Origin of the sequence: Catellatospora bangladeshensis, from assembly GCF_016862575.1 — a bacterium.
Classification (GTDB): Bacteria; Actinomycetota; Actinomycetes; order Mycobacteriales; family Micromonosporaceae; genus Catellatospora; species Catellatospora bangladeshensis.
Window position 1 is genome coordinate 93466 of sequence record NZ_BONF01000038.1, and the last position, 25469, is coordinate 118934.

At 70.7% G+C, this 25469-nt stretch carries 21 protein-coding genes; 15 read left to right on the plus strand and 6 right to left on the minus strand.

The window, feature by feature from the left end; all coding sequences use genetic code 11:
- Nucleotides 1-10: 10 nt before the first annotated feature.
- Nucleotides 11-823 (minus strand): hypothetical protein, encoded by an 813-nt coding sequence (locus tag Cba03nite_RS29200; RefSeq protein WP_203752931.1) that lies wholly within the window; start codon nucleotides 821-823, stop codon nucleotides 11-13.
- A 182-nt stretch (nucleotides 824-1005) separates the two neighbouring features.
- On the opposite strand from Cba03nite_RS29200, the gene Cba03nite_RS29205 reads away from it, so the two are divergent.
- Both Cba03nite_RS29205 and Cba03nite_RS29210 read left to right on the plus strand, forming a co-directional pair.
- Entirely contained in the window at nucleotides 1006-1791 is a 786-nt protein-coding gene (locus tag Cba03nite_RS29205) for a deoxyribonuclease IV (protein ID WP_203752933.1), read from the plus strand.
- A 10-nt stretch (nucleotides 1792-1801) separates the two neighbouring features.
- Complete coding sequence (locus Cba03nite_RS29210; RefSeq protein WP_203752935.1) at nucleotides 1802-3679, plus strand: hypothetical protein; 1878 nt, start codon at nucleotides 1802-1804, stop codon at nucleotides 3677-3679.
- On the opposite strand, the gene Cba03nite_RS29215 is transcribed toward Cba03nite_RS29210, so the two are convergent.
- The 3 genes from Cba03nite_RS29215 to Cba03nite_RS29225 form a co-directional block, all read right to left on the minus strand.
- Nucleotides 3666-5150 carry a glycosyltransferase family 87 protein gene (locus Cba03nite_RS29215; RefSeq protein ID WP_203752938.1) on the minus strand — a complete coding sequence of 495 codons (1485 nt, stop codon included), beginning with the start codon at nucleotides 5148-5150 and terminating at the stop codon, nucleotides 3666-3668. The genes Cba03nite_RS29210 and Cba03nite_RS29215 overlap by 14 nt on opposite strands.
- 111 nt (nucleotides 5151-5261) lie before the next feature.
- Nucleotides 5262-8183: a transglycosylase domain-containing protein gene (locus Cba03nite_RS29220; protein WP_203752941.1), complete on the minus strand. Its 2922-nt coding sequence runs from the start codon at nucleotides 8181-8183 to the stop codon at nucleotides 5262-5264.
- A 3-nt stretch (nucleotides 8184-8186) separates the two neighbouring features.
- Entirely contained in the window at nucleotides 8187-8666 is a 480-nt protein-coding gene (locus tag Cba03nite_RS29225) for a DUF5318 family protein (RefSeq protein ID WP_203752944.1), read from the minus strand.
- A gap of 237 nt (nucleotides 8667-8903) precedes the next feature.
- On the opposite strand from Cba03nite_RS29225, the gene Cba03nite_RS29230 reads away from it, so the two are divergent.
- From Cba03nite_RS29230 to Cba03nite_RS29260, 7 genes are all read left to right on the plus strand, one after another.
- Complete coding sequence (locus tag Cba03nite_RS29230) at nucleotides 8904-9560, plus strand: PadR family transcriptional regulator (RefSeq protein WP_239126078.1); 657 nt, start codon at nucleotides 8904-8906, stop codon at nucleotides 9558-9560.
- 58 nt (nucleotides 9561-9618) lie between these two features.
- A complete protein-coding gene (locus Cba03nite_RS29235) occupies nucleotides 9619-10698 on the plus strand; it encodes an inositol-3-phosphate synthase (RefSeq protein WP_203752946.1) in 1080 nt (359 codons plus the stop codon).
- Between the two features lie 188 nt (nucleotides 10699-10886).
- On the plus strand, nucleotides 10887-11357 hold the full coding sequence (locus Cba03nite_RS29240) for a DUF6584 family protein (RefSeq protein ID WP_308442768.1): 471 nt from the start codon (nucleotides 10887-10889) through the stop codon (nucleotides 11355-11357).
- 81 nt (nucleotides 11358-11438) lie between these two features.
- Nucleotides 11439-11936 (plus strand): DUF6584 family protein, encoded by a 498-nt coding sequence (locus Cba03nite_RS29245; RefSeq protein WP_203752950.1) that lies wholly within the window; start codon nucleotides 11439-11441, stop codon nucleotides 11934-11936.
- Nucleotides 11937-11981: 45 nt separating this feature from the next.
- Nucleotides 11982-12485: an NfeD family protein gene (locus Cba03nite_RS29250; RefSeq protein ID WP_239126079.1), complete on the plus strand. Its 504-nt coding sequence runs from the start codon at nucleotides 11982-11984 to the stop codon at nucleotides 12483-12485.
- A 22-nt stretch (nucleotides 12486-12507) separates the two neighbouring features.
- Nucleotides 12508-13986, plus strand: coding sequence for a flotillin family protein (locus Cba03nite_RS29255; RefSeq protein ID WP_203752952.1), 1479 nt, complete (start codon nucleotides 12508-12510; stop codon nucleotides 13984-13986).
- A gap of 87 nt (nucleotides 13987-14073) precedes the next feature.
- Nucleotides 14074-15468, plus strand: a complete 1395-nt coding sequence (locus Cba03nite_RS29260) for an MFS transporter (RefSeq protein WP_203752954.1) — start codon at nucleotides 14074-14076, stop codon at nucleotides 15466-15468.
- 149 nt (nucleotides 15469-15617) lie between these two features.
- Here the strand turns inward: Cba03nite_RS29260 and Cba03nite_RS29265 are convergent, their stop codons facing one another.
- The gene (locus Cba03nite_RS29265) at nucleotides 15618-17060 is read right to left on the minus strand and encodes a CCA tRNA nucleotidyltransferase (RefSeq protein ID WP_203752955.1); all 1443 of its coding nucleotides are present in this window, start codon (nucleotides 17058-17060) and stop codon (nucleotides 15618-15620) included.
- 58 nt (nucleotides 17061-17118) lie between these two features.
- On the opposite strand from Cba03nite_RS29265, the gene murJ reads away from it, so the two are divergent.
- Entirely contained in the window at nucleotides 17119-18858 is a 1740-nt protein-coding gene (murJ, locus tag Cba03nite_RS29270) for a murein biosynthesis integral membrane protein MurJ (protein ID WP_239126080.1), read from the plus strand.
- Between the two features lie 251 nt (nucleotides 18859-19109).
- On the opposite strand, the gene Cba03nite_RS29275 is transcribed toward murJ, so the two are convergent.
- Nucleotides 19110-20636, minus strand: coding sequence for a helicase HerA-like domain-containing protein (locus tag Cba03nite_RS29275; protein WP_203752959.1), 1527 nt, complete (start codon nucleotides 20634-20636; stop codon nucleotides 19110-19112).
- A gap of 287 nt (nucleotides 20637-20923) precedes the next feature.
- Between Cba03nite_RS29275 and Cba03nite_RS29280 the strand changes: the two genes are divergently transcribed.
- The 5 genes from Cba03nite_RS29280 (at nucleotide 20924) to trxA (ending at nucleotide 25374) form a co-directional block, all read left to right on the plus strand.
- Nucleotides 20924-22438, plus strand: coding sequence for a protein kinase family protein (locus tag Cba03nite_RS29280; protein ID WP_239126081.1), 1515 nt, complete (start codon nucleotides 20924-20926; stop codon nucleotides 22436-22438).
- The gene (gene sigM, locus Cba03nite_RS29285) at nucleotides 22435-23091 is read left to right on the plus strand and encodes an RNA polymerase sigma factor SigM (RefSeq protein ID WP_203752961.1); all 657 of its coding nucleotides are present in this window, start codon (nucleotides 22435-22437) and stop codon (nucleotides 23089-23091) included. Before Cba03nite_RS29280 ends, sigM begins: the two co-directional genes overlap by 4 nt.
- Complete coding sequence (locus Cba03nite_RS29290; protein ID WP_203752963.1) at nucleotides 23072-23959, plus strand: RsmA family anti-sigma factor; 888 nt, start codon at nucleotides 23072-23074, stop codon at nucleotides 23957-23959. The genes sigM and Cba03nite_RS29290 overlap by 20 nt, the downstream gene beginning before the upstream one ends.
- 117 nt (nucleotides 23960-24076) lie before the next feature.
- Nucleotides 24077-25000: a thioredoxin-disulfide reductase gene (gene trxB, locus Cba03nite_RS29295; RefSeq protein WP_203752966.1), complete on the plus strand. Its 924-nt coding sequence runs from the start codon at nucleotides 24077-24079 to the stop codon at nucleotides 24998-25000.
- Between the two features lie 50 nt (nucleotides 25001-25050).
- Nucleotides 25051-25374 carry a thioredoxin gene (gene trxA / locus Cba03nite_RS29300; protein WP_203752969.1) on the plus strand — a complete coding sequence of 108 codons (324 nt, stop codon included), beginning with the start codon at nucleotides 25051-25053 and terminating at the stop codon, nucleotides 25372-25374.
- Nucleotides 25375-25469 lie beyond the last annotated feature (95 nt).

Sequence of the window (25469 nt, forward strand, 5' to 3'; positions counted from 1 at the left end):
ACTATTGAGTTTACGCGAACTCTGGCCGAGTTGCCCGCTGAGCGATAATAGCGCGGATTGCCCCGGCTGACACACCAACGACACACACTGTGGCGATAATTGCCAGAAGTCCGATTGGCCCCTTGTCGGGCGAGGAGGTGCTGGCCGCCGGGTCCATCTTCTGCTCGTCGGGGCCGAGCACCACGGCAGCCGAAGGCTCGACCGCGGGCTCTTCGCCCTCGTCCGACGGTGTCGGGAACAGCGTCTCCTCGGGCTCCTCGGGAAGCTGCCCGTTCGTGCTGCTCGTCTCCTGGCCACTGCCCTGCCCGGCCTGCGGGCTCTGCCCCGCCTGGCTCGGCACCTTGGGGCTGGGCTTGGTCGACGGCTTGCGGCTCGGCGTGGCGCTCGGGCTCTGGCCGCCGGTCGGCCGGCTCGGGGCCGCCGTGGCCTTGTTCACCACCTCGACGGTCAGCGGCTCGAACGTCGGGTTGAGGTTAAGCAGGCACTCGGGCACCATCGCGACCTTGACCGGGCCGCGGTGGAACTGGACCTCGACCGTCTCGCCGTCGGGGACCGCGGCGCTGTCCTTGCCGTCGATCTGGAGCGTCGCGCCCTGGCCGAGCCCGTTGGTGAGCCGGACCTTGGCCTCGGCGGCCACGGTGATCTTCGCGGTGGCCGGCTTCGAGCCGCAGAGCAGCAGACCCAGCCCGCCGCCGCTGAAGCTCACCCCTGGCGCCGCCTCGGGCTCCGCGGCCGTGGCCGGGTGCGCGCCCAGCAGCGGCAGGCCCGCGAGCAGGCCGGCCGCCGCGAAGGCGGCGGCTCGCCGTCGGATGGCGTACGACATAGCACTGTCTCCCCCTGGGGCGTGCGCCCCGGAATCCGGTCGCCTCGCGGGGGGCGAGGAGGCACGCCCGCAGGTCCCCGGCCGGGGCAGCACGGTGCGGCATTGGAATCAACGCGAGAAGTTCGCTCCGGTTGCGGATGCACGGCGCGCAACTCGGCGCGCGGAGCGGTAATACTGGTCGAATGCTTATCGGGGCCCACGTCGATTTTGAAGATCCACTAGCCGAGGCGGCGGCGCGCAACGCCGATGTCGTCCAGTTCTTCCTGGCCGATCCGCAGGGCTGGAAGGCGCCGGAGGCGCGCCCGGACGCCGCCGTGTTGCGCGACAGCGCGGTGCAGATCTTCATCCACGCGCCGTACGTGATCAATCTCGCCTCGACCAACAACCGGATCCGCATCCCCAGCCGCAAGCTGCTCGGCCAGCACGCCGCGGCGGCGGCCACGGTGGGCGCGAGCGGTCTGATCGTGCACGGCGGCCACGTCAACAAGGGCGAGGACGTGGCGACCGGCATCGAGAACTGGCGCAAGGCGCTGCAGCAGGCGAGGGACAACGGCGGCCTGCCGGTCCAGGTGCTCATCGAGAACACGGCCGGCGGCGACAACGCCTGCGCGCGCCGCTTCGACGAGCTGGCCCGGCTCTGGGACGCGGTCGGCGACTTCGGGGTCGGCTTCTGCCTCGACACCTGCCACGCCCACGCGGGCGGCGAGGAGCTGCTCGACATCGTCGACCGGGTGAAGGGCATCACCGGCCGGATCGATCTCGTGCATGCGAACGGATCACGAGATGGATTCGACTCCGGCCGCGATCGGCACGACAATCTGACGGTCAAGAACTCAGAGCCCGGAATGATCGACCCCGAGCTGGTGGCCGCAGTGGTACGGGCCGCCGGTGCGCCCGCCGTGGTGGAGACGCCAGGTGGCGCGCAGGGGCAGTCCGCCGACATCGCGTACCTGCGCGCACACCAGTAGAGGGGAACCTGTGAACGGGACCGACGCCGCGCCCGCCAAGGAGCCGACCACCGTGAAGGAACCGGGCGCCCCTCGCCACGCCGCGCCCGAACCGGAGCCGGCCGCGGAGGACGCCTTCGCCCGGTTCAGCCCGGCGCCCGAGGAGAACCCGACCGGGTTCCGCCGGGTGCTGCGCGGCACCCGGCTCGCGCTGCTGCACGAGTGGGCGCTGGCCGCGTACGCCTCGGTGGCGCTGGCCGTCCTGATGACCTGGCCGACCATGCGCTACCCGCAGTACACGATCCCGCAGGACACCGGCGACCCGACGCTGCAGGCGTGGCAGATGGCGTGGTCCGGGCACGTGCTGAAGACCGACTGGTCCCAGCTGTGGCACTCGAACAGCTTCTACCCGGAGAAGTACAGCTTCGCCTTCTCCGACACCCTGCTCGGGTACGCCCCGGCCGGCCTGTTCGGCACCGGCCTGGAGGCGGCCCTCGTCCGCTACAACGTGATGTACGTCCTGCTGCACGCGCTCGCCTTCTTCGGCGCGTACGTGCTCGTCCGCCAGCTCGGCTCGGGCAAGACCGGCGCGGCCGTGGCGGGCGCCGCGTTCGCGTACGCGCCGTGGCGGCTGGCGCAGGCCGGGCACATGCACGTGATGTCCGTCGGCGGCATCGCGCTGGCGCTGGCCATGCTCGCCCGCGGCCACGGCTACTCGCTGCGCCACGGCTACCGGCCGGACCAGCGCAAGCCCGGCTGGGCGCTGGCCGGCTGGCTGGTGGCGGCCTGGCAGATCAGCCTCGGCTTCGGCATCGGCCTGCCGTTCGCGTACGTGCTGGCCACGATCGTGCTGGTGTGCCTGGTGTCGTACCTGGTCCACCGGAAGTGGATCTGGAGCGAGCCCAAGCCGTTCGGCTGGAGGCTGCTGTCCTTCGACGCGATCGGCGGCCTGATCTTCGCCGCGGTCGGCGGCCTGATGGCGCTGGCCTACTTCAAGGTCATCGAGCTGCACCCGTACGCGGAGCGCTCGGACGTCGAGGTGGGCTGGTACTCGCCGCCGCTGCTGGGCTTCTTCACCAGCCCGGCCCAGTCGATGCCGTGGGGCGAGGCGCACACCGGCGCCCGCGAGACGCTGGGCTGGGCGGCGGGGGAGACCAGCCTGCTGCCCGGCTTCGTGCTCTACGGCCTGGCCTTCGCGGGCCTCGTGATGTCGGTGTGGAAGGTGCGCCAGCGCCTGCTGCTGTTCGGCGGCGTGGTGCTGACCATCGTGCTGGCCATGGGCACCAAGTTCTTCGGCGGCCGCCCCGGCTACATGACGCTGTACGACATCCTGCCCGGCTGGAGCGGCATCCGGACCCCGGGCCGCCTGGTCATCTGGACCACGCTGCTGCTGGCGATCCTGGCCGCGGGCGCGGTGACCGCGTTCGTGGAGCAGGCCCGGACCGTCTCGGAGGACCGGGTGCCCTCCCGGCCCCACCCGCTGCTGCGCCTGGCCACCCTCATCCCGGTGGTGCTGGTGCTGATGGAGGGCCTGAACGTCACCGAGCACCCGGTGGTGCCGCTGCAGCCCGCCTCGATGGCGACCGCCCAGGGGCCCATGCTGGTGCTGCCGAGCGACCCGCTGATGGACATGAAGGTCATGGTCTGGTCGACGGACCGGATGACCCCGATCGTCAACGGCAACAGCGGCTTCACGCCGGCCACGCTCGGCGAGATCCGGGAGCTGTGCAAGACGTTCCCGGATCAGGCGAGCGTGGACCGGCTGCGCGCGCTGGGCGTGAAGACGGTGTTGGTGCTCCGCGAGGAGGTCAAGGGCACGCCGTACGAGGCGGCGCTGACCGCGCCCGCCGACGGCCTGGGCCTGCAGCGCACCGAGGCCCAGGACGCCGTGGTGTTCACACTGAACTGACCGCCGCCGGACGATCCGGGGTGAACTCCGTGGACGGCCCGTTCCCATCGAGGAGCGGGCCGTCCGTCTTGTGTACGGGCAGCGGGCCGCTGGGCAGCAGGTGGCTGAACGGGCCGCCGTCCGGGTCGCCGACCTCGGGGTAGGCCTGGCGCACCGCGTCCTGCTCGGGCCGCAGGATGTCCCGGATCACGAGCACGACCAGCGCGATCACGGTGCCGAGGCGCAGCAGCGAGGCGAAGACGAACACGCCCTCCGGGAACACCGACTTGCCGGACGCCCCCATCAGCTCGCCGTAGAACGCGACGAAGTAGCAGATCTCCGCGAGCTGCCAGGCCAGGAACGCGCCCCACTTGGGCCGGGCGAGCACCAGCAGCGGCAGCAGCCACAGCGTGAACTGCTGCGACCACACCTTGTTGGTGATCAGGAACAGCGCCACCACCAGGAAGGCGAGCTGGGCCAGGCGCGGCGGGGTCTTCACCCGCAGGCCCAGGATCACCAGCCCCACGCAGCAGAGGGCGAAGACCCCGAGCGACAGGTTGGTGACCGTCGGCACGTCGTTCCACAGCTGCAGGCCGAACGGGTCGAAGTGCCGGGCGACGTACCAGGACGTGCCCCAGTCGATGATGCGCTCGGAGTTGAGGTCGAGGAAGCGGCGCCAGTTGTCGAAGTTGATCAGCATGACCGGCACGTTGACGGCCAGCCAGGCGGCGGCGCCGGCCGCGATCGACGTCAGCATCGGGGCGTACTTGCGCGAGCGCAGGCCCAGGATCAGGATCGGCAGGAACAGGAAGCCCGGCCAGAGTTTCGCCGCCATGCCCAGGCCCAGCAGCACCCCGGCGGCCACCGGATAGCGCCTGCCCCACAGCCACAGCCCGGCCGTCGCCAGCACGATGGCCAGCAGGTCCCAGTTCACCGTCGCGGTCACCAGCAGCACGGGGGACAGGGCGAACAGCGCCGCGTCCCAGGGTCTGCGCCGCCGCATCGAGATGATCATCGCCACCGTGGCCAGCGCGAACAGGCCCAGCACGAACGCGTTCGCGTCGTAGAACAGCTGCGCCTGGTTGATCGCCGGGTTCTTCTCCCCGAGCGCGTGCACCGGCAGGCCCAGGGCGCCCATGAAGGCGCCGGTCAGCACCGGGTACTCCACCGGGAAGTCGACGTAGGGCACGGCGCCCTCGTTGAGGTGCTCGGCGTAGTACAGCGCCAGCACGTCGGTGTAGCAGAAGTGGGTGTACTGCTTGTAGTCCGCCCAGGCACCGTCGCGGCAGGGGGACTTCTGCACCCAGTGCAGCGCCAGCATCAGGCAGGTGAGCGCGAGCACGATCCGCGCGGCGGTCCAGAAGCGCCCACCCCGCGACGGGGTCTCCGGCACGGCGTGCTCGCCGCGGGGTCCGCCGATCGCCTCGCTCAGCCCGCGGACGAACCCGTCCTCGCGGGCCGGCGACACCACGTGCTCACGAACATCACTCATAGCCCGACATCCTGCCTCACGAATCCCGGTTGTGCAGCATGGCGCACGTTTCCGCACTACCGCATATAGAACGAGGGGCCTCCCGTCCGGGAGGCCCCTCGTGTCGTGTCGTCAGCCGTTACACGGCTTTCCTGTGCCGAAGCCACATGACTTGCTCGGTGCCGGTGCCGGTGATGGCGAGTTATCCGGATTACCCGGATTCCCGGGGTTACCCGGGTTGCCGGGGTTGTTCGGGTCGTACCCGGGGCAGCCCGGCTGGTTCGGGTTGAAGACGCACTGGCCGAGGTCGAACGTCGGGCTCGGGATGACGCCGTCGCCCACGCCCTCGATCTCGCCGATGTTGCCACCGGTGCCGTCCGGGAGCGACTCCTTCTTCATGCCCGAGTGGGCCGCGTTCATGAACTTTTCCCAGATGTCGCCGGGCAGGCCGGAGCTGGTGATGTTGCCGCCGCCCTTGGACTTCGGCTTGTAGATCGGGTCGGAGGCGTTCTTCACGTTGCCCACCCAGATCGCCGTGGCGATCTGCGGCGTGTAGCCGACGGTCCAGACGTTGGAGTTCGCGCCCTTCTTGACGAGGGACTCCCAGGTACCCGTCTTGGCCGCGGCCTGGCGCCCGCCGTCGAGCGAGTGGCCGTAGCTGCTCGGCATGTGCTTGAGCACGCCGGTGACCTCGTCGGCCACCTCCTGCCGGATCGTCCGCTTGCCCACGAGCTTCTCGCCGGTGTTCGGCACGATCTCGTACTTGCCGGTCTTCGTGTTCTTCTTCTCGACCTTGATCACGAAGTGCGGCTTGTTGTAGATGCCGCGGTTGGCGAAGGTCGCCATGCCGGAAGCGTGGTCCAGCACCGTGATCGGGTACTGGCCGAAGGCCACCTGGTAGTCGAACGGGTCGCGGGGACCCTTGATGACGCCGGGCTTGGTGAGGTCACGCGCCTTGCCGTCGTCGGTCGACCACATGGTGCGGATGCCAGCCGCTCGGGCCATCTCCAGGACCTTGTTCGCGCCGAGCTTCTTCGCGATCTTGAAGAACGGCACGTTCAGCGAGAGCCGGGTGACGTCCTCGAGGGTGCAGTTGGTGCCGCACTTGAGGTCGCCCGGGTCCCGGCCCGAGTTCTGCACCGGGGCCAGGCCGCACGTGTCGTACTTCTTGCAGTTCTTCGTCGTCAGCGGGGTCGGGTCCCACGTCGACTTGATGGAGATGCCGTTCTCGATCGCCGTCGCCAGCGTGTAGATCTTGAACGACGAGGCCGCGGGGTGACCGCCGTCCTCCCACTCGGTGCCCTCATTGATCTTGCCGGCGTAGTCGATGCCGGTACCGTCGGCGCCACCGTAGTAGGCCATCACCCGGCCGGTCTTCGGATCGATCGCCACACCCGCCGCGATCACGTTCTTCGGATAGCCGTTGATCAGCGTGCCCTTACGGTCGATCGCCTTGACCACGTCGTTGGTGCACTTCTTCTTGTCTCCCTCGCCGGTACAGGTCTGCTTCCACTCGAAGGTGCGGAAGAGCTGCGCCTCCAGTGCCTGCTGGGCCTTGAGGTTGATCGTGGTGGTGATCCGGTAACCCTTGTTGCGCCAGTCGGTGATGCCCCACGCGGCTAGCTCGCGGTCCACGTACTTCTGGATCACGAAGCCGGTGCCGGTGCCCTGGACGCCGGTCTCACCGGACTTCGCCGAGTAATCCTTGACCTTCGGGTACTCCATGGCGTCGCGCTTGGCCTTGTCCAGCCGGCCCATCTCGACCATGTTGTTCAGGACGTAGTTCCAGCGTTCCTTGTTGGCGTCCGGGTTGAAGTGCGGGTCGAAGCCCTTGGTGCCGTCGGTCTCGTTCGGCTCCGGCTGCTTGAGCACCGCGCCGAGCACCGCGGCCTGCTCGACCGTCAGCTTGTCGGCGGTCACGCCGAAGTAGGCCTTCGCGGCGGCGCCGACCCCGTTGGAGCCGCGGCCGAACCAGACCGTGTTGACGTAGTACCCGAGGATCTCGTCCTTGCTGTGCTCCTGCTCCAGGCGGCGCGCCATGACGGCCTCGCGCAGCTTACGGGCGTAGGTCACCTCGAGGTCCTTGGCGGCGTTACGCGCGTACTGCTGGGTGATGGTCGAGGCGCCCTGGGTCTCGCCGCCGGTGAGGTTGTTCCACGCGGCGCGGGCGATGCCCCACAGGTCGATGCCGTCGTGCTCGAAGAAGTTCTTGTCCTCACCCGCGATCAGCGCGACCTTCACCTCGTCGGAGAGGGTGGACATCGCGACGATCTCGCGGTTCTCGCCGCCGAGCTTGGCGATCTCCTTGCCGTCGGAGGACAGCACGAAGGTGTTCTCGTTCTGGCTGAAGTCCTCCGGCGCGGGCACCGAGTCGTAGAAGTAGGTGCCGCCGATCAGGCCGCCGCCGGCGAGCAGCACGGTGACCGCCACCGAGGCGAGCACGATGCTGCGGACCTTGTTCTTCTTGCCCTTCTTGCCGGGCGCCGTCTTGCCCGAGCCGCCGCCCTTGCCGGGGCGCGCGTCGTCCTCGTCCTCCAGGCCGGGCGGGCGCACCACGGCCCGGCCCGCGGGACCGCCCACGGTCGCGCGGCCCGCGGAGCCGCCGACGGTGGCCCGGCCCGCTGCTCCACCCACCGCTGCGGAGCCGACGGCCGCCGAGCCGACCGCCGCGGAGCCCACCGCGGCGCGTCCCGCGGAGGAGCCCACGCTGGCCCGCCCCGCGGCCGGGCTGACCGGCGGGCTCACCGGCGCCTGACCGTACCCCTGGTCGCCGTATCCGCCCTGGCCGCCGCCGTAGCCGGCCTGGCCGCCGCCGTAGCCCTGGTCGCCGTAGCCGGGCGCGCTCTGCCCGTAGCCGCCCTGGCCGCCGTACCCGCCTCCGTTACCGGATGACGGCTGCCCGTAGTCCGACGGGGCGCTCGACGAGTAGTCGTAGCCGTAGTCATCGGATGGCACCGAGGCGCGGCCCGAGTTCTGCGCCGGGGGCTGGTACGACTGACGGTAATACTCGTCGTCGTACCCGTTGCCGGCGTGAGGGTCGCCGTACGAAGTCATCTGTCACACCGTTCCGGTCGGGGATGTGGCGGTGGTGGCAGCCGCGGACGGCTGGGGGGCCGTCCTGTGTGCGCGTCCCAGAAGGTACTGCTCCACCAAGTGGTTCCAATCGCAGCCGCGGCACACCTCGACTACGTACACCTGAAACTCACCGAGCGTGTCGGCGAGAGCCGCCAGCTCCGCGCGCGAACGCGCCTGCCCGGCGGACTGCTTGAGCTGATCACCGTAGATGTAGTGCACGTTGATCATGTACTCGCGACGGCAGATGGGGCACCGCTGCTCGGTGGCCTCACCGTGGAACCGGGCCGCGCTCTTCAGGTAGGGGGAGGCGTCGCACACCTCTGACGTGCCGACCTTCCCCGTGTAAACGTCTCGCAGCAGCGCCTGCCGCTGCAGCGAGTAGTCAACGAACCCGCTCCGGCGGGGGGCACCCGCCGTAGACCCCCCGTTTGAGGGCACGGTGATCCGTTGCTGCGCGCGCATGAAAAGCAGGGTAACTCCTACTTCTCCCAGCCGCGACCGCCGTCACACAGCGTGACCAGCACATGAGCCGAGCGCGCAGAGATCTTGAGATGGCGTGACCGTACGCACCGCTGTATTGCCTCGACGTGTCCGGACGTTCTAACGTAACGATGTATCGGGCCGATACATCGTCCGTTCCACCGACCCGGTACCCGACCGCCAGACGCACCGCGAGACCGAACGAAGGGGGTGGCCGACGTGCTCGATCTGGCCATCCTCGGCCTGCTGCATGAATCCCCGATGCATGGGTATGAGCTGCGCAAGCAACTCAGCACCAAGCTGGGCGCGATCCGCGCGGCGATCAGCTACGGCTCTCTCTACCCCACACTGCGACGGCTGCAAACCGCCGGCTGGATCACCGAGGCGGGGGAGACCCCCGCCGACGACGCCGACGTGCCGCCGCTCACCAGCCGCCGGGGCAGGGTGGTCTACAAGATCACGGCCGAGGGCAAGGAGCGGTTCCAGGACCTGCTGGCGCAGGTCGGGCCGGAGGCGTACGAGGATGCCGCGTTCGGCGTGCACTTCGCCTTCTTCTCCCGCACCGAAGTCGACATCCGGCTGCGCATCCTGGAGGGCCGCCGCCGCAAGGTGGAGGAACGCCGGGAGGGCTTCCGGGAGGTGCTGCAGCGCGCCGCCGAGCGGCTCGACGCGTACACCCTGGAGCTGCAGCGACACGGCCTGGATGCGGCGGACCGCGAGGTCCGCTGGCTGGAGGAGCTCATCGCCAACGAGCGCTCCGGCCGCACTCCACCACCGCGCGGCAGCGAGGGCGAGCTGCGCCCTCCCACGCCGCGCAGCACAGATTCCGCACCACCGCTCACGGCCCGACCGGGCCCTGACGACTCCGCCGAGTGAGTTGGGCGATCCCGGCCGACCGGCCGGACGCCTGAAGATGAAGAAGGAGGCAGGAGCTATGGGCTCCGTCCGCGTTGCGATCGTCGGTGTCGGTAACTGCGCCTCGTCCCTGATCCAGGGCGTGGAGTACTACCGCGACGCCGACCCGTCCGAGCGTGTCCCCGGCCTGATGCACGTCGACTTCGGCGGGTATCACGTCCGCGACGTCGAGTTCGTCGCCGCGTTCGACGTCGACGCCAAGAAGGTCGGCCGGGATCTCGCCGAGGCCATCGTGGCCAGCGAGAACAACACCATCAAGCTGTGCGACGTGCCGCCCACCGGCGTCACCGTGCACCGCGGCCCGACCCTCGACGGCCTGGGCCAGTACTACCGCGAGATGGTCGAGGAGTCCGACGACGCCCCGGCCGACGTGGTCAAGGTCCTCAAGGACGCCAAGGTGGACGTGGTCGTCGCGTACCTGCCGGTCGGCTCGGAGGAGGCGGACAAGTTCTACGCCCAGGCCGCGATCGACGCCGGCTGCGCGTTCGTGAACGCCCTGCCCGTCTTCATCGCCTCCGACCCGGTGTGGGCCAAGAAGTTCGAGGACGCGGGCCTGCCCATCGTCGGCGACGACATCAAGAGCCAGGTCGGCGCCACCATCGTGCACCGCGCCCTGGCCAAGCTGTTCGAGGACCGCGGCGTCGAGCTGCTGCGCACGTATCAGCTCAACTTCGGCGGCAACATGGACTTCATGAACATGCTGGAGCGCAAGCGCCTGGTGTCGAAGAAGATCTCCAAGACCCAGTCGGTGACGTCCCAGATCCCGCACGAGATGACCAAGGGTGACGTGCACATCGGCCCGTCGGACCACGTGCCGTGGCTCGACGACCGCAAGTGGGCCTACATCCGCCTGGAGGGCCGCTCGTTCGGCGACACCCCGCTGAACGCGGAGCTGAAGCTCGAGGTGTGGGACTCTCCGAACTCGGCCGGTGTGATCATCGACGCGGTGCGTGCCGCGAAGATCGCGCTCGACCGGAAGATCGGCGGCCCGATCCTGTCCGCTTCGAGCTACTTCATGAAGTCGCCGCCGGTGCAGTACAGCGACCACGACGCCCACGAGGCCGTGGAGAACTTCATCAAGGGCGATGTAAATCGTTGATTTCGGGTGCCCGCCTGAAAAGTGTGAGCGGGTTAACTCATTCACTGATCGATGGCCTGTCTGCTGCGGAAATCGACTCACGTCGTGCAGTAGATAGGCCATCGTCTGTACAAATAGGGCGCTGACGCGCGGCTTTAAGGCACGCTCGGTGTATAGACCCCTGGCGCACAGTTATGCATAGTTGGCTTATGGCCAAGTCTGATTTGATGGATCGGGTGACCACGGATCTCTCCCGTGGCCATACCTACCCGGCGATCCAGCGTATGCACAGCCTGGTCGCCACCCACCCCACCGACCTCGATCTGCGGCGCAGGCTCGCCGCGATCTACCGGGCCACCGGCAACGGCGTAGAGGCCGGCCGCTGGTCCTACCTGGACGACACCGCCGAGCCCGACGAGCTCGCCGCCTTCGAGACCAGCTTCCCCCCGCACCGCCGCCTGGAAGCCCTGCGCTGGCCGGTCGGGGTGCCCGCACCCACCGACGTCTCCCGGGAGCGGCTCGCGCCGCTGCTGGCCCTCGCCACGGCGGCGAAGGCCCCGGTGCCCATGGCGCCCAGGGGATCCGGGCGACTGCAGACCGCCGCGGCCGTCACGACGCTCGGCGCGCTCGCCGGGCTCGCGGTCATCGGGGTACGCACCGTCGCCGAATGGATCTTCTGACGCCGAGACGACTGATTATCTGTGACCCGGCCGTTATAAATGCCACTGGCGTGGTGACCACCTCTCCATAAGGATCAGTGCGTGGCAAAGGCGGACGTACTCGCCCGGGTGCGCGCCGATCTCGCGGCCGGGCATACCCACATGGCGGTGCAGCGCCTGCGAACGCTGCTGGCCGCCCTCCCTGACGACATAGAGATCCGCGAGCTGCTGACCTCCATCTACCGGCAGACCGGTAACCCGGTGGAGGCCGGCCGCTGGGGTTTCCTCACCGACGTGGTACGCGACGCGGAGCTCGCCGCGTTCGCCAAGGCCAATCCGGATCCGTGGCAGCGGCTGCGGCTGCTGCACTTCCAGGGCGACACCGTCCACCTCTCCGAGGGCGCCGCGCAGCGGCTGGTGCAGCTCGCCGACGAGGCCGAGCGCTCCGGCCCGCCGACCGCCTGGTCCGGCTCCTATCGCGCGCCCAGCCGCAAGCGCGGCGTGGTGCTGCCCTGCCTGTTCACCCTGCTCGTGCTCGGCGTCGCGCTGTTCTTCGCATCGGTGGGGGCCATCAAGGTCCTCGGCTGGATCACCGAGTGAGGCCGTGACGGCCCGCTGTTGCCCGAGGTCGCTACCTTTCGCGGCGTGGGTACGGCGACACTGATCTTCCTGATCATCGGGGCACTGGGCGTTCTCATCGCGGCCGTCGCCGTGCTCGGCGGTGATCTGCTCGACATGGGCGACGGCTTCGTCTCCACGGAGCTCGTGGCGGGACTCGTCGGCGGCTTCGGCTTCAGCGCCGCCGTGCTCAACGAACTGTTCGGCGAAGACATCGGGCTGGCCGTGGTGCTCGCCCTCGGTGTGATCACCGCCATACCCCTCGGCCTGCTGTCCGGTCTGCTCGTCGACCGGATGTCGAACATGCGCACCGACGCCACCCCCACCCGCGCCGATCTGGTCGGCACCCGGGGAGTGGTGGTGACCCCGATCCCCGCCGGGGGATTCGGCGAGGTCCGGGTGCGCATCGGCGGCCAGCCTGTGAAACTCTCCGCCCGTGCCGAGCGCCCGGTGCCGCTGGGCACCAAGGTCGCCGTCATCACCGCGGTCAGCGACACCAGCGTGATCGTTCAGGAAGTCCCGGAGCAGTAGCTCCCTACAAGAAGGAAGGTTGATGACACCCCTCGCCATCGCCATCGCGGGCGGCGTACTGCTCGCACTCCTGCTCGTGCTGTTCGTGCTCTCCCGGATCAAGGTGGCCGGCCCCAACGAGGCCTTCATCGTGACCGGCCGCAAGGGCCGCTCCTTCGAGACCGCCGACGGGGCCCGCTCCACCGACCTGTCCGGCCAGAAGGTCGTCATGGGCGCGTCCGTGTTCGTGCTGCCCGTCGTGCAGAAGCTGCAGGTCCTCGACCTGTCCAGCCGCCGCATCCACGTGGAGATCACCGGTGCGGTGAGCAAGCAGGGCATCCGGGCCAACCTGCAGGGCGTCGCGATCGTGAAGGTCGGCGGCACCGAGGACGCCATCCGGGCCGCCGCCCAGCGCTTCCTGCACCAGCAGTCCGAGATCGAGGAGTTCACCCGCGAGGTGCTCGCCGGTGCGCTGCGCTCGATCGTGGGACGGCTCACCATCGAGGAGATCATCAGGGACCGGGCCGCGTTCGCCTCCGCCGTCGCGGAGGAGGCGGAGCACTCGATGACCAACCAGGGCCTGGTGCTCGACACGTTCCAGCTGCAGGACATCCTCGCCGAGGGCTCCTACCTGCAGGACCTCGGCCGGCCCGAGGCCGCCCGGGTGCTCAAGGACGCCGCCATCGCCGAGGCCGAGGCCCGGCAGCTCGCCGAGCAGGCCAGGCTGAAGTCCGAGGAGTCGATCGCCGAGGCGCAGCGCAACCTGGCCCTCAAGCAGGCCGCCATCCAGGCCGAGATCGACGCGGCCAAGGCCGTCTCGGCCGCGGCGGGCCCGCTCGCCGAGGCCGAGCGCCAGCAGATCATCATCGCCGAGCAGCGCAAGGTCGCCGAGCAGAACGCCGAGCTGAAGCAGCGCCAGCTCGACACCGAGGTGCGCAAGCCCGCCGACGCGGCGCGATACAAGGTCGAGCAGGAGGCCGAGGCCGACCGCAACGCCCGGGTGCTCGCCGCCGACGCGGCCCGCCAGGCCACCATCGCCGCCGCGCAGGCGTCCGCCGAGCAGGCCCGCCTGACCGGTGAGGGCGAGCGGGCCCGCCGGGCCGCGCTGGCCGAGGCCAACGCGATCGAGGGCGCCAAGGAGGGAGAGGCCGAGCAGCGCCGGCGTACCGCCATCGCGGACGCGGTCGAGCGCGAGGGCACCGCCGACGCGGCCGCGATCCTGGCCAAGGGCCAGTCCGAGGCCGAGGCGATGCGCCTGAAGGCCGAGGCGTTCGCACAGTACGGCGAGGCCGCCGTGCTCGACCTGCTGGTGAAGGTGCTGCCGCAGGTGGTCGCCGCCGCGTCCGCCCCGATGGGCGCGATCGACAAGATGACCGTGATCTCGACGGACGGCGCCAGCTCGCTGACCAAGTCCGTGGCCACCAACGTGGCGCAGGGCCTGCAGCTCGGCAACGACCTGACCGGCATCGACCTGCCCGCGCTGCTGGCGCGGGTGACCGGCGCCGCCACTCCCAAGGAGTGATCCCGCGCTGCGGACGTTCCCGCCTTCGCCGGTGGGAACGTCCGCAGCGTTCCCCTGCGGGCCACGCGCGCCACGTAGGGTGGTGACGTGCCCCACCCCGTGATCCCGAACGCGACCGAGAGCCGGCGGGTCGCCGCCACCTCCCGCGCGATCCTGGCCGGCGCGCCCTTCCGGCGCCTGCTCGGGGTGCGGCTCACCAGCCAGATCGCCGACGGCTGGTTCCAGGCCGGCCTGGCCGGGTCGCTGCTGTTCAACCCCGACCGCCAGTCCAGCCCGGTCGCCATCGCCGCCGGGTTCGCCATCCTGCTGCTGCCGTACTCGCTGATGGGGCCGTACGTCGGCGTGCTGCTGGACCGCTGGGACCGGCGGGCGTCGCTGTCCACCGCCAACCTGGCGCGCGCCGCGATGGTGCTGCCCGCGGCCGCGCTGCTGTGGTCCGGCCTGCAAGGGCTCGGGTTCGCGGTGTGCGCCCTGATCGTCATCGCGATCAACCGGTTCTTCCTGGCGGGCCTGTCCGCGTCGCTGCCGCACGTGGTCGAGGAGCGCAAGCTGGTCCCCGCGAACGCGCTCGCGTCCACGCTCGGCACCATCTGCTACTCGATCGGCCTGTTCACCGCCGCGTCGGTGGTCGCGCTGCAGCTGGTCGGCACCGACCGGCACGGGTACGGCCTCATCGCCGCCACCGCCGCCCTGGGCTACCTCGCCTCCGGCCTGCTGGCCCGGCGCTTCTTCCGGCGCGACGAGCTGGGCCCCGACGCGCACGAGCGGGCCACCGACAGCATCCGGGCGGCCGTGGTCGTGGTGTTCCGGGGCATGGTCAGCGGCGCACGCCACCTCGCCTCACGCGGCAAGGCCGCCCGGATCATGATCCTGCAGTCGGCGTACCGCTTCCTCTACGGCGTGCTCACGCTCGCCGTGCTCCTGCTCTACAGCCGTTACTTCGGCAAGGCCGCCGAGCGGACCGCGACGGAGCTGTCCGGCGCGGCCCAGTCGATGGGGCAGCTGGGGCTCGTGGTCCTGTTCGGGGCGGCGGGCGCCGCGGTGGCCGCGGTGCTCACCCCGCTCGCGGTGCGCTGGTGGGACGCCCGCCGCTGGCTGACCGGCTCGGTCGCCGCCGTCGGCGTCGTGGTGCTGGTCTGCGGGCTGCCGTTCGTCGCGCCGCTGCTGCTGGTCGCGGTGTTCCTGGTGAACGTCGCCTCGCAGAGCATGAAGATCCTGGTCGACGCGACCATCCAGCACGAGTGCGCGGACGTCTACCGGGGGCGGGTGTTCAGCGTCAACGACACCGCGTTCAACCTGTGCTTCGTGGGCGGCCTGTTCACGGCCGCGCTCACCCTGCCCGGCAACGGCAAGTCCGCGATCGCCCTGGTGATCACCTCGACGGCCTTCGTCCTGCTGGCCGCCTGGTACTGGACCACCACCGCCCGCCTGGCCACCACCCCGCCCGACCCGGACGCCACCCCCACCGTCTACAAGTCCTGACCCGCCGCGCGCCCGCCAAGATCACTCGACTTGCCAGGCACTTGGGCGTATGCGGCCGCAAGATACGCCCGAGTGCCAGGCAAGTTGGACGATCTTGACGGGCGCGCCCGCCCGGCCGCGCGCGCCGCACGGCCCGAAGGCGGGGAGGGTCAGGGGAGGAGGCCCTCGGCGCGGGCCCAGCGCTGGAGTTCGGCCTCGGCCTCGTCGCGGTCGAGGGGGCCGCGTTCCAGGCGCAGCTCCTTGAGGTGCTTCCAGGCGCGGCCGACGACGGGGCCGGCGGGGACGCCGAGCAGCTCCATGATCGCGTTGCCGTCGAGGTCGGGGCGCACCCGGGCCAGGTCCTCCTCGGCCTGGATGCGGGTGATGCGCTGCTCCAGCGCGTCGTAGTCGGCGGCGAGCAGCGCCGCCTTGCGCTTGTTGCGGGTGGTGCAGTCGGAACGGGTGAGCTTGTGGAGGCGGGCGAGCTGGTCGCCTGCGTCGGTGACGTACCGCCGCACGGCCGAGTCGGTCCACTCGCCCCGGCCGTACCCGTAGAAGCGCAGGTGCAGCCCCACCAGCGCGACGACGGGCCCGATCACGTCCTTGGGGTACTTCAGCGCCTTGAGCCGGGTCTTGGCCATGCGGGCGCCGACCATCTCGTGATGGTGGAAGCTGACCCCGCCGTCGGCGCCGACCGCCTTGGTGGCCGGCTTGCCGATGTCGTGCAGCAGCGCGGCCAGGCGCAGGACCAGGTCGGGGCCGCCGTCGGCGGTGTCGTACCCGGCGGCGTTGCTGACCACCTTGAGGGTGTGCTCGTACACGTCCTTGTGCTGGGCGTGCTCGTCGATCTCCAGCTTCAGCCCGGCCAGCTCGGGCAGGAAGCGGTCGGCCAGGCCGGTGTCGACCAGCAGCCGCAGCCCGGTCACCGGGTCGGCGCCGAGCAGCAGTTTGGAGACCTCGTCGCGGATCCGCTCGGCAGTGATCCGGTCCAGGTCGGCGGCCATGTGCTCCATCGCCGTACGCACCGCGGGGTCGAGGTCGAAGCGCAGCTGCGCGGCGAACCGGGCGGCGCGCAGCATGCGCAGCGGGTCGTCGCCGAACGACTGCGCCGGGGTGCCCGGCGTCCGGATCACCCGCGCGGCCAGGTCCTGCAGCCCGCCGAACGGGTCGGCGAACTCGTGGCCGGGCAGGCTGACCGCCATCGCGTTGATCGTGAAGTCGCGCCGGACGAGGTCGTCGTGCAGGTTGTCGCCGTACTGCACGAGCGGGTTGCGGCTGACGCCGTCGTACGACTCCGCCCGGTAGGTGGTGATCTCCAGCCGGAGCCCGCCGCGCTGCAGCCCGATGGTGCCGAACTCGCGTCCCGTCTCCCAGGTCGCCTCGGCCCAGCCCTTGATGATCTTCAGGGTGTCCTCGGGACGGGCGTCGGTGCAGAAGTCGAGGTCGTCGCCGAGCCGGCCGAGCAGCGCGTCCCGGACGGACCCGCCGACGAGGTGCAGCTCGTAGCCGGCCTTGGCGAAGCGGCGGCCCAGTTCGTCGGCGACGGGTGAGACGCGCAACAGCTCGGTGACGGCGTTGCGCTGGGCGGCGGAGAGTTCAGGTGAGGGCGACATCGATCATCCAGCCTACTGGGGAGGCTGGTCATGGCTGTTCGCAGGTATGGTGCATCCCATGACAGCCCCCGATCGCACCCCCCCGATCGACTCCGAGAACACCACCGTCATGCCGAGGGTGGTGTCTGCCGGGCTGCCCGCCGAAGAGCTGGAGGCCTCGGCCGAGCCCAGCTTCGAGGAGGAGCACAAGGGGGCGGCCGGCAACTCGGCCATGATGGCGGTCGGGTCGCTGGTCAGCCGGGGCACCGGCTTCCTGCGTACGGCGGTCATGGCGGCGGCGCTCGGCGGTGGGCTGGTCGGCAACGCGTACACCACCGCGCAGATCTTCCCGGGGATGATCTACGAGCTGCTGCTCGGCGGCATCCTGTCCAGCGTGCTGGTGCCGATGCTGGTCCGCGCGCGCAAGAGCGACCCGGACCGCGGCCAGGCCTACACGCAGCGGCTGCTCACCCTCGCGGTGATCGTGCTGGGCATCACCACGGTGCTCGCGGTGATCTGCGCCCCGCTGCTGACCATCGCGTACGCCAGCGACGAGGCCACCGACGCGCAGAAGCACCTGATCACCACGCTGTCGTACCTGATGCTGCCGACGATCTTCTTCTACGGCCTGACCGGCCTGTGCAGCGCGGTGCTCAACACCCGGGGCCAGTTCGCCGCCCCCATGTGGACCCCGATCCTGAACAACGCCGTGGTCATCGCGACCGGCGTCACCTACCTGGTGATCTTCGGCGACGCGCAGATCGACCCGGAGCAGATGACCCCGGCCCGCATCCTGGTGCTGGGCGGCGGCGTGCTGCTGGGCATCGTGGTGCAGGCGCTGGGCCTGTTGCCCGCGCTGCGCAAGGTCGGCTTCCGCTGGCGCGCCCGCTTCGACTTCCGCGAGCTGGGCCTGCGCCGGCTGGCCACGGTCGGCGGCTGGATGTTCTGCTATGTGATCGTCAACCAGCTCGCGCTGCTGGTGCTGACGAACCTGCTCAACCGGGCCGGTCACGTCGGCGGCGCCGGTCCGATGATCTACAACAACGTGTTCCTGCTGATGATGATGGCGCACGGCATCGTGGCGGTCTCGATCATCACGGCGCTGCTGCCGCGGATGAGCGCGGCCGCGTCCGAGGGCCGGGCCGGGGACATCGCGGCCGACCTCAGCAAGGGCATCCGCACCGTGGTGGTCATGCTCGCGCCGGTCGCGGTCACGTACGTGGTGCTGGCGCTGCCGATCTCGATCGCGCTGTTCGAGCGCGGGGCCTTCCACCGGGCGGACTCGATCCAGACCGCGCCGGTGCTGGCCATGGCCGGACTCGCGCTGCTGCCGTTCGCGATCAGCCAGCTGTTCAACTTCAGCTACTACTCGCTGCAGGACACGAAGACCCCGGCGCTGATCAACCTGCCGGTGATCACCATGCGGCTGGCGATCCAGCTCGGCTGGTGGGCGGCGTTCGCGGCGGCCACCACCGCGGTCGGCATGATGCTGGGCAACGCCGTCTCGTACGTGTTCGCCGCGCTGCTCTCGGCCGCCCTGCTCAAGCGGCGGATCGGCCTGATCGGCCTGCGCCGGATCTCGGTCACCGTGGCGAAGGTCGTGGTCGCCGGGCTCATCGCGGCGGCAGCCGGCTACGGCACGGTCCAGCTGCTGTTCATGGGCGCGACGCAGTCCGAGGTGAGCGGCTTCACCAGCTGGGTCACCCTGGCCACCGGCGGCATCGTGATCTGCGGCGTGTACGGCGCCGCCGCCCTCGCCCTCAAGATCGGCGAGGTCCAGGACGTCCTCGGCATGGTCCGCCGCAAGCTCGGCCGCTGATCGGCTCATTCCCACCGAGGCCGCGGTTTCCCCGAAACCGCGGCCTCGCTGCTTGCCATGATCAGTGTTTCGTGCCGGAAGACGTGGTCTGGCCTCACGTTCCGACACGAAACGCCGATCATCGCGACGTAGCCGGCCGCTGACGGCGGGACCCGTGCAGGCCGGGAGTTAAGAAGGTGCCCTTCCTCTACGGATAGCGTTAAGAAGGTGCCCTTCCTTGCGTCGGTCAGCGGCGGCGGGTGCCACCCGGGTCAGCGGCGGCGGGTGCCGAAGATGGAGCGGATGATGGCGGTGCCGGCGGCTGCGGCGGCGGTCGTGAGCAGGCGTTTGGTGGTCTTGGAGCCGAGGATCTGGGTGGCGAGGTTCGGCTCGGGCTTGGCCTGCGGCGGGGGAGCGGGGGCCGGGGTGGACGCGGGCGGTGTGGGGGCCGGCGGCGGGGCCAGGCGGGCGGCGAGCATCTCGTATGCCGACTCGCGGTCCACCGGCTGGTTGTACTTCGCGCCCAGCGGCGAGCCCGCCGTGATCGCGGCCAGCACGGCCGGGTCGGCGGCGGCCATCAGCGACTGGGGCGCGCGCAGCCGGGTCCACGCGACCGGGGTCGGCGCCCCCTTCTCGTTCAGCACGGTCACGATCGCCTCGCCGGTGCCGAGCTGCGTCAGCACCTCCTCCAGGTCGTAGCCCGACCTCGGGAACGTGGACGCGGTCGCCTTGAGCGCCTTCGCGTCGTCGGGCGTGTACGCCCGCAGCGCGTGCTGCACCCGGCTGCCGAGCTGGGCGAGCACGTCGGCGTGCACGTCCTTGGGGGTCTGCGTGACGAAGAAGACCCCGACGCCCTTGGACCGGATCAGCCGCACCGTCTGGGTGATCGACTCCAGGAACGCCTTGGAGGCGTCCTTGAACAGCAGGTGCGCCTCGTCGAAGAAGAAGACCAGCTTCGGCTTGTCCGGATCGCCGACCTCGGGCAGCTCCTGGTAGAGGTCGGCGAGCAGCCACATCAGGAACGAGGAGAACAGCGCGGGCTGGGCGACCACGCCGGGCAGCTCCAGAACGGTGACCATGCCCCGCCCGTCGGGCGCGGTGCGCAGCAGGTCGGTGGTGGCGAACTCGGGCTCGCCGAAGAACGCGTCCGCGCCCGCGTCGCTGAACCCGATCAGCTCCCGCAGCAGCACCCCGGCGGTCTGCTTGGACAGGCCGCCGAGGCTCTTCAGCTCGGCGGCGCCCTCCTCGGAGATCAGGTACTGGATCACCGAGCGCAGGTCCTTCACGTCGACCAGCGGCAGGCCCTTGGCGTCGGCGAAGTGGAAGACGAGGTTGAGCGAGGAGGTCTGCACCTCGGTCAAATCCATCACCTTGGCCAGCAGCAGCGGCCCGAAGTCGGTCACGGTTGCCCGGACGGGCACGCCGACGCCCTTGCCGCCCAGGGTGAGGAACTCGCACGGGTACGCGGTGGGCACCCACGGCTGCCCCAGCTCGGCCATCCGTTCGGTGATCCAGTCGTTCGGCACGCCGGGGGCGGCCATACCGCTGACGTCGCCCTTGATGTCGGCCAGGAAGACCGGCACCCCGGCGGCGGACAGCTGCTCGGCGAGCACCTGGAGGGTCTTCGTCTTGCCGGTGCCGGTGGCCCCGGCGACCAGCCCGTGCCGGTTGAGCATGGCCAGCGGGACCCGGACCGGGCAGTCGGACTGGGCCTTGCCGTCGTCGCCGACCAGCGCGCCGAGCTCGACCGCCGGGCCGTCGAAGGCGTATCCGGCCCGTACCGCCGCCGCATCCACCATCACGCCGCTCCCTGTCAGATTTGCCCGATATAGAGGAAGCGTAGCTATTTTGCGCCACCCGCACCGCCCATCCGGCCCGCCGACCGATACCGGTTCGAGTTCTCGGAGGGGCCCTCTGCGGCTGCGCCGATTCGTCAGATAGCTGTAAGGTCGCACTCGGCAACCGAGCGGAACGCCTAGGCTCTCTAGATAGCGGACGACAATGCGACGGCCTCCACGTGCGGGCTGAGTCCGATCCATGGCGGCACCGACGGCACATTGCGACTGCATCACTGAGGGAGGACGGGGTGACCCAGGTCGGCGAGGGGCCATCCGCGGCCGGGTCGGCTGCCGAACCCCTGGGCGGGCTCGCGGTCGGCGATGTGCTGGCCGAGCGCTACCGCCTGGAGGAGCACATCAACAACGACAGCGCCGGCCGGCAGGTCTGGCGCGGGGTCGACGTGGTGCTGCGCCGGCCGGTCGCACTCGTGCTGCGCACGCCCGGCGGCGCCTCCGCCGAGGAGATGCTCTCCGCCGCGGTCACCGCGAGCCGGGTGGTGCACCCGAACCTGATCGGCGTCTACGACGCCATCGACGAGGGCGAGCGGGCGTACGTCATCCGCGAGTGGATCGAGGGCACCGCTCTGCGTGACCTGGTCACCGAGGAGGGCCCGTTCGACGCCGAACGGGCCACGTCGGTGCTGCACGCGGTCGCCGACGCGGTGTCCGCGCTGCACGCCAGCGGCATGGCGCACGGCAACGTGCACCCCGGCACGGTCCTGGTGGCCAACGACGGCCGGGTCGTGCTCGCCGACGCCCGGGTCGACGACCACACCAGCAACGAGGCCGACGTGCGCGGCCTCGGCGGCGTGGCGTACTTCATGCTCACCGGCCACTGGCCGAAGGCCGAGGCGGGGCGCTCCGCGCTGCCCGACGGCCGCCGCGACAGCACCGGCGCCCTGGTCGCCCCGCGCCAGGTCCGCGCCGGCGTCCCCACCTACCTCGACGATCTCGTGATGGACCTGCTCGACGGCAAGCTCGCGCTGCCCACCGCGCAGGTGCTGACCTCCGAGCTGGCCCGGCTGGACACCGGCGAGCGGCTGCTGCTCGGCGGCAACGGCACGCTGCGCTTCGCCGAGGACCCCGCCGAGCCGGCCCCGCGCGCCGCGACCCCCAAGCTGATGGCCGTCGGCGGCGTCGCCCTGGCACTGGTCGTCGCGGGCCTGGTGTTCGCCGTCCGCGCGCTCAACGCCGGTGCCGAGGAGCCGGTCGCGAGCCCCTCGCCGACCGTGTCGGCCGCCCCGGCCGAGTCCGCCGCGCCGCAGCCTCGCGTGCTCAACCTGCGCGCCGACCAGGTGCGCATCGTCGACCCGGTGGGCGACCGCGACTCCGCCAAGGACGCCGCCAAGATGGTCGACGGCGACGCGAACTCGCAGTGGCGCACCAGCTGGTACAAGCAGAACTTCGGTGCCGTGGGCCAGCAGAAGAAGGGCCTCGGCATCCTCATCAAGCTGGACCAGCCGCAGATCATCTCCAGCGTGAAGGTGCAGCTCACCGACACCGGCACCTCGGCGACGCTGCAGGCCGGCCCGGCCGACGCGCCGATGACCAAGGCCGGCGACCAGACCATCGTCGCCACGTTCAAGCCGGTCGAGGGCGCGACCGTGTTCGGGCCGGACTCCGGCAGCACCATGGTGTTCTCCACCGACACGACCACGCCGTACCAGTTCCTGATGATCTGGATCTCGCAGCTGCCCCCGGATTCGGAGGACGCCGGCCGGTTCCGCGTCGGCGTGCAGGAGATCGTGGTAGAGGTGCAGTGACCGGGCCGGACCCCCGTACGGACGAGGAGCTGCTGGCGGCCCATGCCGCCGGCGAGCCCGACGCCTTCGGGGTGCTGTTCCGCCGCCACCGCGACCGGCTCTGGGCCGTGGCGCTGCGCACCACCAACGACCGCGAGGACGCCGCGGACGCGCTGCAGGAGGCGATGCTCTCCGCGCATCGCGCCGCGGCCCGGTTCCGCGGCGAGGCCGCCGTCACCACCTGGCTGCACCGCATCGTGGTGAACGCCTGCGTCGACCGGCTGCGGCGGCGCCAGGCCCACTTCACCCTGCCGCTGCCCGGCCAGGCCGGGGCGGAGGAGGAGGACCGCCACGGCCCGGCCCGCAACGAGCCGGCGGCGCCCAGCACCGACCACGACACCGCGATGGTGGTGCGGGCCGCGCTGGCCGAGCTGCCGTACGACCAGCGGGCCGCGCTGGTCCTGGTCGACCTCCAGGGCTACTCGGTCGCCGAGGTGGCCGAGATGATGGGCGTGGCCGAGGGCACCATCAAGAGCCGCTGCTCACGGGGCCGGGCCCGGCTCGCTGTGATGTTGGGCCACCTACGCAACCTGAGCGCCCCACCTGACGTCGGAGGGACACGGACGCAGGACCTGGCACCGAGAGGGGGCTCCCATGACCACAGTCGATCATGATCTGCTGGCCGACTACGTCGGCGGCGCGCTGGAGGGCACCCCGGACGAGGCCCGCGTCGCCGAGCTGATCGCGGCGGACCCGGCGTGGCAGGCCGCCGCCGACGAGCTGCGCGGTGCGCTCGCCCTGGTCTCGGCAGACCTGGCTGTGCTCTCCGCCACACCGGAGCCCATGCCCGCGGATGTGGCCGCCCGCTTCGACGCCCTGCTGGCCTCGTCCGAGTTCGCGCCGGTGCCCGCCGCGGCGCCGCGCGCCGGCGTGGGCGAGCGCACCCTCGACCGGTCCGACCGGCCCAGCCGCCCCGGCGCGGCTCGGCGTCCGCGGCGACGCTGGGTGATGCCGACCGCGGTCGCGGCAGGCGTGCTGGCGCTGGCCGGGATCGTGCTGCCGCTGGGACCGCTCGGCATGTCGGCGCAGGAGGCGGGCACGATGGCGGACGCCCCCGCGGCCGCGCCTGCGGCAGCCGGTCCGGTGCCCGCATATGCCAGCGGCTCCGACTACCTGCGCGAATCGATGCGGGAGGGGATGCGCGCCGCCGCGTCGGCCAAGTCCAGCCCTGACGCGGAGCTGTTCAGCACGCCCACGGACTCCGCCAGCCCTGGGGACGTCGCCGCCCTGAGCTACGACCTCCATCGGGCGCCCGCCGGGCTGGCCCGGCTCACCGCCTCGCCCGACGCGCTGGCTCGCTGCCTGGACGCGGTGCGCACCGCGGTTCCGGGTACGGTGACCTCGGTCGACTTCGCTCGTTTCGAAGGCCGGCCCGCCGTGGTCATGATGGTCGACACCGCCTCCGGACGCCTGTGGTTCGTGGCCGGGCCGGGCTGCGGCGTGAACGGTCCTGACGAGCTGTTCCGCGCGCCACGCGACTAGACACAGTGAGCTGACCCACCGCTGGGGCCGCAACGGAATGCTCGCTCCGTACGATGGCGTTTCAGCCTGCGACAAGCACGGCGCGAACGTTCGTGTCGATCCTAGGGAGCGCGTCTCGTGGAGAACGTCCGAAACCTGATCATCGTCGGCTCGGGTCCGGCCGGCTACACCGCGGCCGTGTACGCAGCGCGTGCCAACCTGAAGCCGCTGCTCATCGAGGGCGTGGAGTCGGGCGGTGCGCTCATGACCACCACCGAGGTGGAGAACTTCCCCGGCTTCCCGGACGGCGTCATGGGCCCGGAGCTGATGGACCAGATGCGCAAGCAGGCGGAGCGGTTCGGCACCGAGTTCATCACCGACAACGCGACCCGGGTCGAGCTGGCCGGCGACGTGAAGAGCGTCTGGGTCGGCGACCGGGAGTACAAGGCCCGCGCCGTCATCCTCTCCACCGGCTCGGCCTGGCGCCCGCTCGGTGTGCCGGGCGAGCAGGAGCTGCTCGGCCACGGCGTGTCGTCCTGCGCCACCTGTGACGGCTTCTTCTTCCGGGGCCAGCGCATCGTGGTGGTGGGCGGCGGCGACTCGGCGATGGAGGAGGCGACCTTCCTCACCCGCTTCGCCGAGCACGTGACGATCATCCACCGGCGCGACGAGTTCCGCGCCAGCAAGATCATGGCGGAGCGCGCCCTGTCCAACGAGAAGATCTCGGTCGAGTGGAACACCGTGATCGACGAGGTCATCGGCACCGACGGCAAGGTCTCCGCGGTCCGCGTGCACAACGTGGTCACCGGCGAGCAGCGCGAGCTGCCCACCAGCGGCGTGTTCGTCGCCATCGGCCACGACCCGCGCAGCGAGATGTTCCGCGGCCAGGTGGCCATGGACGACGAGGGCTACGTGAAGGTCGACTCCCCGAGCTCGCGCACCGACCTTCCCGGCGTGTTCGCCGCGGGCGACCTGGTCGACCACACCTACCGCCAGGCCATCACGGCGGCCGGCACCGGCTGCACCGCGGCCCTGGACGCCGAGCGCTTCCTCGCGCACTAGCGCGCGACACCAACGACGTAACAGAGTTTTCTGAGATGGGAGAGACCCGAATGGGATCCGCGAAGGCGGTCACCGACGCCACGTTCGTCAGTGACGTACTGCAGTCCGACAAGCCGGTGCTGGTGGACTTCTGGGCCGAGTGGTGCGGCCCGTGCCGCAAGGTCGCGCCGGTGCTCGAGGAGATCGCGCGCGAGATGGCCGACCAGGTCACGATCGTGAAGCTCGACATCGACGCGAACCCCGAGACCGCGCGGGCCTACCGGGTGATGTCGGTGCCGACGCTGACCCTGTTCAAGGGCGGCCAGCCGGTGCAGTCGGTCGCGGGCGCCAAGCCCAAGGGCGACATCGTCCGGCTCATCGAGTCGGCACTCTGACTCTGCGCTGAACGCGCGTCGCACGGGGCTCTGAGCTGGTGCTCAGGGCCCCGCGACATGTTCCGGGCCGGTTCCGGGTACGCGATCATGACAGG